Annotated in this window: 12 protein-coding genes and 1 pseudogene; 9 read left to right on the top strand and 4 right to left on the bottom strand. The window is 57.4% G+C overall.

The window, feature by feature from the left end; translation table 11 throughout:
- Positions 1–20 precede the first annotated feature (20 nt).
- The 6 genes and pseudogenes from LG290_RS03200 to gabT all read left to right on the top strand — a co-directional run bounded on the left by LG290_RS03200 (position 21) and on the right by gabT (position 5,822).
- Positions 21–767, top strand: a complete 747-nt coding sequence (locus LG290_RS03200; RefSeq protein WP_499836223.1) for a sulfite exporter TauE/SafE family protein — start codon at positions 21–23, stop codon at positions 765–767.
- Between the two features lie 118 nt (positions 768–885).
- A complete protein-coding gene (csiR, locus tag LG290_RS03195; RefSeq protein WP_160417420.1) occupies positions 886–1,572 on the top strand; it encodes a DNA-binding transcriptional regulator CsiR in 687 nt (228 codons plus the stop codon).
- Between the two features lie 123 nt (positions 1,573–1,695).
- Positions 1,696–2,874 (top strand): acyl-CoA dehydrogenase, encoded by a 1,179-nt coding sequence (locus LG290_RS03190; RefSeq protein WP_499836222.1) that lies wholly within the window; start codon positions 1,696–1,698, stop codon positions 2,872–2,874.
- Positions 2,875–2,886: 12 nt separating this feature from the next.
- A complete protein-coding gene (locus LG290_RS03185; RefSeq protein WP_160417422.1) occupies positions 2,887–4,110 on the top strand; it encodes a CaiB/BaiF CoA transferase family protein in 1,224 nt (407 codons plus the stop codon).
- 6 nt (positions 4,111–4,116) lie between these two features.
- Positions 4,117–4,515: pseudogene (locus LG290_RS03180) on the top strand (aldehyde dehydrogenase family protein); the annotation flags it as partial.
- Between the two features lie 32 nt (positions 4,516–4,547).
- Positions 4,548–5,822 (top strand): 4-aminobutyrate--2-oxoglutarate transaminase, encoded by a 1,275-nt coding sequence (gene gabT / locus LG290_RS03175; RefSeq protein WP_499836221.1) that lies wholly within the window; start codon positions 4,548–4,550, stop codon positions 5,820–5,822.
- A gap of 132 nt (positions 5,823–5,954) precedes the next feature.
- On the opposite strand, the gene LG290_RS03170 is transcribed toward gabT, so the two are convergent.
- Positions 5,955–6,824, bottom strand: coding sequence for a LysR family transcriptional regulator ArgP (locus LG290_RS03170; protein ID WP_499836220.1), 870 nt, complete (start codon positions 6,822–6,824; stop codon positions 5,955–5,957).
- A 157-nt stretch (positions 6,825–6,981) separates the two neighbouring features.
- Here LG290_RS03170 and LG290_RS03165 point away from each other — a divergent pair, with 157 nt between their 5' ends.
- The 3 genes from LG290_RS03165 to LG290_RS03155 all read left to right on the top strand — a co-directional run bounded on the left by LG290_RS03165 (position 6,982) and on the right by LG290_RS03155 (position 9,568).
- On the top strand, positions 6,982–7,593 hold the full coding sequence (locus tag LG290_RS03165) for a LysE/ArgO family amino acid transporter (protein ID WP_499836219.1): 612 nt from the start codon (positions 6,982–6,984) through the stop codon (positions 7,591–7,593).
- A gap of 309 nt (positions 7,594–7,902) precedes the next feature.
- Positions 7,903–8,436, top strand: a complete 534-nt coding sequence (locus LG290_RS03160; protein ID WP_499836218.1) for a hypothetical protein — start codon at positions 7,903–7,905, stop codon at positions 8,434–8,436.
- A 118-nt stretch (positions 8,437–8,554) separates the two neighbouring features.
- Positions 8,555–9,568: a sensor domain-containing diguanylate cyclase gene (locus LG290_RS03155; protein ID WP_499836217.1), complete on the top strand. Its 1,014-nt coding sequence runs from the start codon at positions 8,555–8,557 to the stop codon at positions 9,566–9,568.
- A gap of 127 nt (positions 9,569–9,695) precedes the next feature.
- Here the strand turns inward: LG290_RS03155 and LG290_RS03150 are convergent, their stop codons facing one another.
- The 3 genes from LG290_RS03150 to LG290_RS03140 all read right to left on the bottom strand — a co-directional run bounded on the left by LG290_RS03150 (position 9,696) and on the right by LG290_RS03140 (position 12,430).
- Positions 9,696–11,252, bottom strand: a complete 1,557-nt coding sequence (locus tag LG290_RS03150; protein ID WP_499834726.1) for an IS1182 family transposase — start codon at positions 11,250–11,252, stop codon at positions 9,696–9,698.
- Between the two features lie 102 nt (positions 11,253–11,354).
- A complete protein-coding gene (locus LG290_RS03145; RefSeq protein WP_114488745.1) occupies positions 11,355–11,606 on the bottom strand; it encodes a YkoF family thiamine/hydroxymethylpyrimidine-binding protein in 252 nt (83 codons plus the stop codon).
- Positions 11,607–11,617: 11 nt separating this feature from the next.
- A complete protein-coding gene (locus LG290_RS03140; protein ID WP_499836216.1) occupies positions 11,618–12,430 on the bottom strand; it encodes an alpha/beta fold hydrolase in 813 nt (270 codons plus the stop codon).
- Positions 12,431–12,436 lie beyond the last annotated feature (6 nt).

The raw sequence follows: 12,436 nt of genomic DNA, 5'->3' as shown, positions 1-12,436 counted from the left end.
GATTGCATGGACACTTGTCCATGACGACTTGGGAAGCTATCGCTCTGGTGGGCATTGGAATTATCGCGGGGTTCATCAACGTCCTTTCCGCCGGCGGGTCGATGCTGACTTTGCCGCTGCTGATGTTTCTGGGCTTGCCACCGCAGGTGGCCAACGGCACCAACCGTGTGGCGATCGTGCTGCAAAGCGTGTCGGCTGCGGGCAATTTCCTGCGTGCCGGGGCCTCGCATATCGGCCTGAGCTTGCGCCTTTCCGTACCCGCCGTGGCCGGTTCACTCCTTGGGGCCTGGCTGGCGCTGCACGTCAGCGATGTACTCTTCGAAGCTATCCTGATCGCCGTCATGGCCGGCTCCGCGGCAATGATGGTATTGCCCCAGCCAAGGCTGGATACACGCCCATTGACACCCGAGCGTCTGACGCTACCCATCTACGCGGCAATGTTTCTGATCGGCGTCTATGGTGGCTTCATTCAGGTCGGTGTGGGGCTCTTGTTTATCGTCGTGCTCTACCGCCTGCTCAAGATCGACCTGGCCCAGGTGAATGTGTTCAAGGTCTTCATCATCCTGATCTACAGCCTTCCCGCCCTGGCGTTATTCATATGGTTCGACCAGGTCCGCTGGAATTACGGTCTGCTGCTGGCGCTGGGCAGCATGACCGGTGCCTGGCTTGCGGTTAAAGTCAACATGAGCCCAAGGGGGGCGCTATGGATCAAGCGCCTGACGCTAGCCGTGATCACCGCGATCTTGCTGCGTTTACTGCTCGGCTAACGATATTATGCAGGCAACAACGGTAAGTTTGCCTAGCTTACTTACCAACCGAACGCGCGTTCCATTATGATGGTGGGAAAATTTCGGTTATTTGCTGTTTTATGGACACAATACCTTTATGGACAACACTCCCCGACAAAATCTAGGCATCAGTGCCTACCGCTGGTTGAAAAACGACATCATCAGAGGCGTCTATCAACCCGGTGAAAAACTGTTGATGAGCCGCCTGAAAGATACCTACAACTTAGGTATTGGCCCACTGCGTGAAGCCCTTTCGCAACTTGTGGCGGAACATCTGGTGGTGGCGATCAGCCAACGTGGTTATCGAGTCGCGCCCATGTCGCTCGCCGAACTGCAAGATATCTACGACGCCCGCGCCCAGCTCGAAGCCATGGTTCTCAGGCTGGGCATCGAACGCGGTGACGATATATGGGAAGCGCAAATTCTGGCCAAGGCCCATGCGTTGGCCAAGGTCACCGAGGTCAACACACCGGATGACCTCCTGGAGATATGGGATTCCCGGCATAAAGATTTTCATAGTGCAATTGCCGCCGGGTGCAATTCGCCGCATTTGCTCCAGGTCCGCGAAGGCTTGTTCGACAAGGTGGAGCGTTATCGCCACCTCTGGCTACGGGAAACGGTATTTTCCGATGCCGCCCTTGAAAAAAAGCGCCAGGAACACGCCGCTCTGGTCGACGTCATCTTGGCACGAGATACCCAGCTTGCAACCGATATGATGCGGGAACACCTGATGACGCCGGTGCCCATCATCACCGAGGTCATGCGCCGCCAAGGCATGGCTTGAAAACAGCCTGGTAAAAATGTAGAAATTTTAAAATAATAGCGATACATTGATACTATGCTGGGTTTTGAGGTGGTTTATCGTCACCCGAATCCTTTTGCCTGGATCACGCCAAGGAGTTACACCATGACCCATTTCAACTGGGATGACCCCCTACTGCTGGAACAGCAACTGAGCGAGGAAGAGCGCCAGATCCGCGACGCCGCCTATGACTATTGCCAGGAAAAACTGCAACCCCGCGTGCTGAGCGCCTTTCGTGAAGAACGTTTCGACCGTGAAATCATGACCGAAATGGGTGAACTGGGCTTGCTCGGCGCTACGGTCTCGCCCGAATACGGCGGTGCCGGAGTCAATCACGTGGCTTATGGCTTGATCGCTCGAGAAGTCGAGCGGGTGGATTCCGGCTACCGCTCGGCAATGAGCGTGCAGTCCTCGCTGGTCATGTACCCCATCGAAGCCTATGGCTCGGAAGAGCAGAAGCAAAAATTTCTGCCCAAGCTTGCCAGCGGTGAAATGGTGGGCTGTTTCGGTCTGACCGAACCCGACCATGGTTCCGACCCCGGCTCGATGATTACCCGTGCCGAGAAAGTCGACGGCGGTTATCGCCTCACCGGCCAGAAAATGTGGATCACCAACAGCCCGATTGCCGATATCGCCGTGGTCTGGGCCAAGTCCGCCGCTCACGACAACCAGATCAAGGGATTCATCGTCGAGCGTGGCGCCGAGGGTTTCACCACGCCCAAGATCGAAGGCAAGGTCTCGCTACGCGCTTCGATTACCGGGGAAATCGTGCTGGATAACGCCTTCGTCCCGGAAGAAAACCTCTTGCCCAAGGTGGCAGGCCTGAAAGGTCCTTTCGGCTGCCTGAACAAGGCACGCTACGGCATTGCCTGGGGCGTGATGGGCAGTGCTGAGTTCTGCTGGCACGCGGCACGTCAGTACACCCTGGACCGCAAGCAGTTCGGCCGCCCCCTGGCCGCCAACCAGCTGATCCAGAAAAAACTCGCCGACATGCAGACCGATGTCACCCTGGGTCTGCAGGCGGCGCTTCAGGTCGGGCGCTTGATGGATAGCGGTAACTGGGCACCGGAAATGGTCTCGCTGATCAAGCGCAACAATTGCGGCAAGGCGCTGGATATCGCCCGTCAGTCCCGCGACATGCACGGCGGCAACGGTGTCTCCGATGAGTACGGCGTGATCCGGCATATGGTCAACCTGGAGTCGGTCAACACCTACGAAGGCACCCATGATGTTCACGCCTTGATTCTGGGCCGCACCCAGACCGGCATTCAGGCGTTTTTCTGAATGGATGAGCCCATGAACGCTACCTCTACACCCAAGCCGCTGGCCGGGGTCAAGGTGCTCGATCTTTCCCGAGTGCTGGCCGGCCCTTGGTGCGGCCAGTTGCTGGCTGACATGGGCGCCGACGTGATCAAGGTCGAGCGCCCCGGCAGCGGCGACGATACCCGCCACTGGGGGCCGCCGTGGCTCCCGGGCACCCGGGAGTCCGCGTATTACCTCTCCGCCAATCGCGGCAAGCGCTCGGTCACGGTGGACATGGCCAGGCCCGAAGGCCAACAGTTGATCAAACAGCTGGTGGCCCAGTCCGACGTCCTGCTGGAAAATTTCAAGGTCGGCGGACTGGCGAAATACGGCCTGGATTACCCGAGTCTCAAGGGCGAAAACCCGCGGTTGATCTACTGCTCGATCACGGGTTTCGGGCAAAAAAGTCCTTATTCTCACCGTGCCGGCTACGATTTCATGATTCAAGCCATGGGCGGCATCATGAGCCTGACCGGCCAACCGGACGATGCTCCCGGAGGCGGGCCAGTGAAAACCGGTGTGGCCACGGCCGACATCTTTACCGGCCTGTATGCCGCCAATGCGATTCTCGCGGCCCTGTTTCAACGCGAACGCAGCAATAGCGGTACCCATATCGACATGGCGCTGATGGATGTTCAAGTCGGGGTGCTCGCCAATCAGGCATTGAACTACCTGACCTCTCATCAGGTGCCGCAACGCCTGGGCAATGCCCATCCCAATATCGTGCCTTATCAAGCGTTCGCCACGGCGGACGGCCATATGATCCTTGCGGTAGGCAACGACGACCAGTTCAAACGCTGCTGCACGGTGCTCGAACTGGGTGCACTGTCCCATGATCCGCGCTTTGCCAGCAACGGCGCCCGAGTGGCTAACCGCGAACAACTGATACCTACCCTTCAGGCGGCCTTCTTGCGTCATGACACCGCGCATTGGCTGGCGGCGCTAGAAGCCGTAGGAGTGCCCAGCGGGCCGATCAACACCCTGGACCGGGTCTTCGATGACCCCCATGTCAAGGCACGCCAACTCAAGCAGACCTTGCCTCACCCTCAAGCCGGACAAGTGGACTTGGTTTCCAACCCGATTCGCTTCAATGATGTTGCCTTGAATGCCGACATGCCCCCGCCCGGCCTGGGTCAACATACCCAGCAGGTCCTTGAAGAAATGTTGCAACTCGATGCGCAACAAATCGCCACCCTGAAACAACAAGGCATCATCTGACGCTTGATCGAAGGTGCCATTGCTTCCAAGTTTCGTAACTCGGGACAGACCTGCGTATGCACCAATCGTTTTCTGATCCAGGCCGGGGTATATGACGCCTTTGCCGAAAAGTTAGCCGCTCGAGTGGCCTCGCTATTTCGCTTTGAAACGGTTGGCGAGGCCATCGCCATGGCCAACGCCACCGAATTCGGTCTGGCCGCTTATTTCTATGCCCGCGATTACAAGCATATCTGGCATGTGATGGAAGGCCTGGAATATGGCATGGTGGCAGTCAACGAGAGCATTCTCTCGACCGAATTGGCGCCCTTTGGTGGCGTCAAGGAATCGGGCCTGGGTCGCGAAGGGTCGCACCATGGCCTGGATGAATACACTGAACTAAAATATGTCTGTATCGGCGGTCTGTGATCGCCCAAGCACGTTCCAAACAAGGAGTCAGGATGAACAACGCACAGCTCAACGAACTCAAGCAGAAATATGTCGCCCATGGCGCCGCCAGCCCTGCCACCCAATTCGCCGATCATGCTGAAAATGCCGAACTCTGGGATGCGGACGGCACACGCTTTATCGACTTCGCCGGCGGTATCGGGGTACTGAACGTCGGGCACCGCCACCCCAAGGTGGTGGAAGCGATCAAGGCCCAACTCGATAAACTCATGCATACCTGCCAGACGGTAATGCCTTACGAAGGCTACGTGAAGGTGGCGGAGAAACTCAGCCATATCACCCCGGTGCGCGGTCACGCCAAGGTGATGCTGGCCAACTCCGGCGCCGAGGCCCTGGAAAATGCGGTCAAGATCGCTCGTGCCGCCACTGGCAAGAACAACGTGATCTGCTTCGACGGCGGCTACCACGGCCGCACCTTCATGACTATGGCAATGAACGGCAAGGTCGCGCCCTACCAGACCGACTTTGGCAGCATGCCGGGCAACGTTTTTCGCGCGCCTTATCCGGTGCCGTATCATGGTGTCAGTGAAGATGAAGCCCTGCGTGGCCTGAAGATGACACTCAAAACCGATGCCAATCCCAAGGATACCGCCGCTATCGTTCTCGAGCCGGTGCTTGGTGAAGGCGGCTTCTATCCGGCGCCGACAAGCTTCTTGAAAGCCATTCGTGAGATTTGCGACGAACACGGCATTCTGATGATCGTCGACGAAGTGCAGAGCGGTTTCGGGCGCACCGGCAAGATGTTCGCCATCGAGCACAGCGGCGTGGAGCCGGACATCATCACCATGGCCAAGAGCATGGCCGATGGCATGCCGATCTCGGCCATCGTGGGTACCGACAAGCACATGGATGCCTCCGGCCCCAATTCACTGGGCGGCACCTACACCGGCAGTCCGACCGCCTGTGCTGCGGCCTTGGCGGTGATGGAAGTATTCGAGGAAGAAAACATTCTCGAAAAGAGCCAGGCGCTAGGCGACAAGCTGGCCAAGCGTTTCGCCAAGTGGCAGGAAAGTTACGACTGCATCGATAATGCCCGTAACATGGGTGCCATGGCAGCATTTGATCTGGTATCGGACAAAGCCAACCACACCCCGGATGCCAACCTCGCCGGCGCCCTGTGCAAGAAAGCTCGCGAGAATGGGCTGATACTGCTTTCCTGCGGCTTGTACGGCAACACCATCCGCTTCTTGATGCCAGTCACTATCGAGGACAACATCCTCGAAGAAGGCCTGGATATCCTCGAAGCCTGCTTGAAAAAATTGGTCTGAAACGACTAAGCGTCTGACAAGCTGCCGAACCGGCCGTGTCGCCTACGCCCTCCTTGGGGCCGAGGCGGCACGGCCGGTTTTTTTATTTTTCGGATGAAATTTAATGGCTTGCCGTTATTGTCGCGATTCGGCTCACTGCAATCGTGCTTCGCCAAGCACTTGGGTCAAGCGTTCCAGTACCTGGCCACTATGGCGCCAGAAGTGCCAGTACAGCGGAATCTCGAGTGGCTGTTGCGGGGCGAGGCTGGCGAGCAGGCCTTTTTCCATCCAGGGGGCCACCTGCATCCACGGCATCATGCCATATCCCATACCGGCGGCTGCCAGCCTGAGGAACCCTTCTGAAGAGGGGCAGAGATGGTAAGGGAATGCGCCGTGGTAGCCGACCTGGGCCAGGAAGCGGTGCTGGAGCTGGTCGTGGGGGCCGAAGACGATGGCCGGGGCGCGCTGAAAGGCATCCGCCGACAATCCCTGGGAAAAGTAGCGCTCGATATAATCGGGCGTGGCGCAGGGGTGATACAGCATCTTGCCCAAGGGAACGCAGCGCGCCCCGGCGATGGGTTGCGCACTGGCACACAGACAGGCCGCGACATCACCGTCACGCAAGCGTTTCAAGCCGACGTCCTGATCCTCGATGACGATATCCAGCAACAGCCCCTCGGATTGGCAAAAGCGGCCGATCGTATCAGCCCACCAGGTCGCCAGACTATCGGCGTTAAGTGCGATGCGCAGGCGTGGCGAGGCCTCTTCAAGGGTGGGCAGCGTACCGCGCAGGTCGCGCTCCAGCAGTTGCACTTGCTGGTAATGGTTGAGTAGCCGGCGTCCCGCCGGTGTCGGCTGCAGGTGCGGGTGGCGCAGCAACACCGGTTGCCCCAGGCGAATTTCCAGGGCCTTGATGCGTTGAGAAACTGCCGATTGGGAAAGTCCCAGCGCGTCGCCGGCGCGCTCGAAACCGTCGCACTCGATGACCGTGGCCAAGGCTTCGAGCAATTTGTAGTCCAGCATGCGGTACCCAATATAAGAAAAACTGATGTGCCATTAGCAAGATGATTTTTAAGTATAACGGCTTGTCGCTATGCTTGCCGCCACAACAACCCAGGCGCGCCCCCTGAGCGACCTGTTTCGTCGCAGGGTCGCTGCCAAGAGTGCAAGGATACGAGAAATGCTGGAAAGTTATCTCACGGGACTGCTGGTGTGCGGTGGGATCATCGTGGCCATCGGCGCGCAGAATGCCTATGTACTGGGCCTGGCGGTACGCCGTGAACACCACTGGTGGTCGGCCGGCCTGTGCATGAGCAGTGACCTGCTGCTGCTCACCGCGGGCATGTTCGGGGTCGGAGCACTGTTGCTGACCTTTCCCGATGCCATGGAAGTCATGCGTTGGCTGGGCGTGGCGTTTCTCGGCTGGCTGGCGGGCCAAGCCCTTTTCCGGGCGATTACCGGCAGGCAGGGGCTGGCATTATCGGCCTCCGGGGAGCGCAGCCTGAAGCAGGTGCTGCTCGCCACTCTGACGGTAACGGTGCTCAACCCTCAAGTCTACCTGGATACCTTGTTGTTGATCCCGGCGGTCGGCGCCCAGCAGGAGAGCGCGGCTGTGTTCGTCGCCGGTGCCGGTACCGCTTCGATCCTCTGGTTCAGCCTGCTGGCCTGGGGCGGGTCAGCACTTTCGCCCTGGCTTTCGCGCCCTTGGGCCTGGCGCATGATCGACGGGGCCATCGGCCTGATGATGGCAGCGATTGCCTTCCATCTCGCCTTCAGTGGTCTAGAGAGTTAACGATTGCCGCAATGTCCGCATGAACTTGAGCGCGCTCATCTAGACACTCATAAAATCTACCTCGAACTTGATTAGCAAAGTTCATAAAAGGCTAACTAAAACAATAATTTATAATTAAAAAATCTAATACTTAGGCACTGCAAAAGTCACCAAACACCTAAGAGCATCTTAATATAGTTAGCTTATTTTATCCTTTCCCTATTCTATTATAACTTGCATCAACGTTTTTCAGGCAATCTCTCTCTACCTTAATAGGGACTAGGGAATGCCCTAAAGCTGTAAGCATTACGAAGGAGTCGCCAAATGCTAATGACCACAACAAAAAATCTAAAAACTGCCTCAAGAAAAATGCCGAGCACCAGCGTCCAGAGACCTTTTCGTACCTGTTTGCCGGAAGAACAATTCTTGCTGGCCAGAGACCATGAAATCCAGGAACGCCACCGTTACCGGGGGTTTGAGCTGAGTTTCCTACCTCTCAACCCGGCCACCAGTCAACTGATGGCGATGCTTGGGCTCGAGTGCGAGCAACGACTGGCCAGCCTCGCCCAGACTGCCGGACACCTTCAGCTAGGCGTTGACCTGGAAGAATGCGAGGTGCATGGCGTTATCCCGCCTGAAATGCGCAGACAACATTTTTTTGTGGTCAATGAAGACATGGCCTATCAGGCACTTAACCATGCCTTGGCTGCAGCACATCATTCTCATCAATTTTATGAGCTTCTGTTGAAATCATGCAGCACTCTGGAACTGCATGTCTTGCTAAAGGAATTCGTCACCCAAAAGAAAAATGCCTGCAGTATTCTCGAGGAAGTGCAAGACAGCCTAAGGCAGCTCGCCGGTTAAAGAAAACGGCTAAATAAAACAAAAGGTCTTGTCCGGCATTATCACGGTGGGCAAAAGAATCGACTGTCGGTTGCCGGACACACCATAGAAACAGCTGCGAAATGCCATGGAGCCATTGATGCCTGATTTTTCCTGGGGGAAGCCCTCGCCTGTTATCTCGTATCTTCCAAACCACACCGAAGAACAGCGCCTCGCCGCCTTGCATGCCACTGGCCTATTGGACACCCTGCCCGAAGAACGCTTCGACCGACTAACGCGTCTGGCGTATCGTCTGTTCGAGGTGCCTATTGCATTGGTATCGATGGTGGATCGAGACCGTCAATGGTTCAAGTCATGCCAGGGGGTAAGCCTTCGGGAAACGCCACGCAATATCGCTTTCTGCTCTTGGGCGATCCAGAACGACGAACTCATGGAAGTGCCCGATACCCGCCTGGATGAGCGTTTTCGCGACAACCCCTTTGTGACCGGCCCACCGTATGTTCGTTTCTATGCAGGCCAGCCATTGCACCTGGCAACAGGCGAGAGGATTGGCACGCTCTGCCTGATAGAACCGGAGCCACGCCAGCTTCTGGCCCGAGAGAAGCAACTACTTTCAGACATTGCGCTGTTGGTCGAACAAGAGTTTTCCCTTGGCACCCAATATCCAACGGATAATATTACCGGGTGCCTGGACGAGCTAACTTTTACCCCCCGAGCCACGAACACCCTCGCCTTATGTCGACGTTACGACATCAATGCCGTGTTGATCAGAATACGCACCCTCAACATGGCGCGAATCGGTCAGCTTCATGGTGATGAAGATGGCGGCGAAGTTGGTAGTAACGAGAGCCATCAACTGCTTGAGCAGTTGGGTAAGACCATGGCGAAGGTCGCTTCTCAAGCCGAAGTTATCGGTCGTTATGGCGACGATACGGTCGCGGCGTTGTTAATGGATGCCACCCTAGGGGAAATCAGGCTGCTGTGCGCGCAGCTTAAAGCCGCCCTACAGCGCTGGAACGGTCTGCGCCGCCCCGGCGAAACAAGGCGTTACTGTCATATTGAAGTGGCTTCCGCCAGCCTCGACGACGAGGAAACCTTAGCGCACCTCTTTGAAGGCGAGTGGACGCACTATTTCACTATCGACGAGAGATGAGGGCCAAAAGCTGAATCTGATAGGTGATAACCGAGAATCGCCGCCCTTTAGAGGTTGTCGCAAATCTCCTAACGACTCATAACTAAACCGATGCTCAGCGACGTCGAAGGCTGGACGACATCATCACTCACACCCTGGCAGCCGCGATCATTTCCTTTGTTGCTAGGTAAGATAATCCCAGGCATCTCCACAACCGATCCCAGAGACGATGATAAAGGCTCAGCGCTACAGCGCGAGCCAGGTTGTAAGCCAGGGCATGCAAAGCAAACTCGCGTTTGACACCCGCCAGCCCACGGCGCCGGAAGCGAGACAGTCCCTGTTGCTGACGTAGCGCTGAAAAAACTGGCTCGACCATGGCCTTTCGCTGCCGGAATACCGCCTGGGCACCCGGGTGGGTCATGATCTGTTGCAGTGCCAGGCGTGCCTCGTCCTCCGGGTAACGTCTGATTCGGCGCCCCCGGACTGAACGGGTACAAGCGATCCGTTGCGGACAGTCCGCGCAGGTGACACAGGCATAAACCGACTGCTCACGCGAGCGTGCCGAGGCTCGCGTATGACTGATGAGCTGAAGCCGCTGCCCCGCTGGACAGTAGTAAACATCCTGTTCGGCATCGTAAGTGAACAGGTTTTTATGATACAGGCCCTTCGCTTTGTCAGTGGTACTGGGCCTGGGCGGGCAAAGCAGGCTGACATCACGAGCCAGTGTCGCGTTAATAACGCCATCATCAAAATAGCCGGCATCCAGCAGAAGCTCGCGTGGGGTCTTGGGTTCCACGCGCTCGCTCTGATCGATCAGCTCACCGACCACGCGCGTCTCGCTCGTGGGATCAACGGCGTGTGCCACGATGATCCGTGCCTCATTGGCCAGGACGGAGGGCGTATAAGCCGGCGCAAAGCCGCGTCCACGCTTCTGTCGCTGCATGGCGGCCTCTGGCTCCGTCAGGCTGACACGAACCGTATCGGTACGCTTGCCATGGCGCCGTCGTGCCGCGATCCTCGCATCAAGAACCTGTTCACAGGCGTGCGCTCTATCCAGCTGCTGCCGGGTCTCGTCCTGTTGCTCTAGAGGGGTCTGTTGATGGCGTGTCAGGGCGTCACTGACCCGGGTGCGTACCGCCTCCTCCCTGAGCAGACGATAGTGAGAGCAGGCAGCTTCGATCACAGTCCCGTCACCCGCCAGGCATGCGGTGGATGTCGCCGTCCTGGCCAGAACGGTACGTGTCAGCGCTTCGAAAAACTCCTGCGCCAAGGCCTGTTCATGCAGGCAGATAAAACGCCCGATATTGGCATGATCGGGAGCGATGCCTCCGGTCACCCACATGCATCCCAAGTCGACACGTGCCAGCCGTTCCAGCGCCCGCAGTGATGAGACCCCGTGCATTATCCCATAGAGAATCAGCCCCATCATCGCGCGTGGCGCATAGGGTGCACGTCCTGTGGCGGCATAGCGATCCTCGAAGGGTGTCCAGTCTTGGGCATCCAATAGGTCGGCCACCACAAAAGGAGCGCGAATTCCGGCCTGCCTCAGATGCTCTTCAAGCGGTGTCATGCCCAGGAAGATCGCCGTGGCATCACCGTGCAGAAAGCGTCGTCCCGACGAGGTTGCCGTGACGCGAGAGGATGGGGTGGACGAAGCAGGCGACACCTGAAAAAGCGAAAACTGCCTGTCATCAGGCGTGGGCATACATGCGGTCGTCACGGTAAGCTCTCAGGCAAAAGAGAAATCATTTTACGGCTTTATCCCTTTCGCGACACCCTCTTTAGACGGCGAGGAGGTCAATGGCTTTCACTTTCCTGGCCGGCGGTCGCCTTCGATGAAATTGGCCGTGAACGCCGCCTTGCCGTGGGTTTCATAGGCCCATTTCATGGTGTCCGAAACCACTCGCATCACCTCATCAAACTCACCGAATACCTGCGTGCTCATGCGGTTGGGATAGACCTCAAGGCCGCTTTGCTCCAGGCGTTTGACGATTTCGCTCACGATGGGTTTGAAATCGTCGGTCAGGGGGTAATAGCTGAGTTGCGCGGAAAGATACATGATTCGTCTCCTTAATTTCTAGTTTTCAAGCGCTCCCAAGCCTTGAGCAACGCCTGCCGAGTTTCTTCTGGATGTTCCAACGGAAACATATGAGTACCCGGCACCATACTGAGCGCCACGCCACATCGGCGTAATCGCCTAATGCGCGCGGGCGTCAACAAGTCCGACTCATCACCGGCAATCACATGGAGCGGCACCGCTGCGCGCTCGGGCAATCGCGATAGATGATCCGGCAAATGACGAAATATCTCGATTTCGACCGCTGGGTCAAATGTCAGCTCGGCTCTGCCGTCATCCAACACTCGGGTTCCTGCTTCAATGTAGTCGTGAAGTGCTTCGGGCGTAAAGCGACGAAACAGCCCACTTCTGCGCAGTGAAATCGCCATGGTCTCGCGGCTCGGCCATAACGTACGCCGCCCCTGGGTCTTGCCTGCGGGCGTGATCCGATCAATGAAACCGAATCGTTTGGCGGCTTTCATGACCCAGGCGTCCACCCCCAGCATCAAGGGCGGGTCGAGCATGATGACGCCCATGAAGCGCTGAGGTTGTTTTTGCGCAGCCATGGCCATCAGGGTCCCCCCCAGCGAGTGCCCGACCCCCAGCACCGGTGCCTGCGTCTCGGGCAGGTGAGCCAATAACTCATCCACCAGATTGGCCCAATTGTGGTTGACCGGAAATTGAGGATGGTGCCCAAGACGATCCACCGGATGCAGATCGAATTGCTCGGCCAGAGGAGCCAGCAGGCTGCGATAACTCAGGCCGGGAAAACCATTGGCATGGGCGAATACCAGCCGAGGCCGAGGAGAAGCAGGCGAAGACGTCATGGCGAA

Source organism: Halomonas sediminis, from assembly GCF_044871105.1.
GTDB classification, from domain to species: domain Bacteria; phylum Pseudomonadota; class Gammaproteobacteria; order Pseudomonadales; family Halomonadaceae; genus Vreelandella; species Vreelandella zhuhanensis.
The sequence above is the reverse complement of the archived record's forward strand: the minus strand, read 5'-3'. Positions and strand labels throughout refer to the sequence as shown.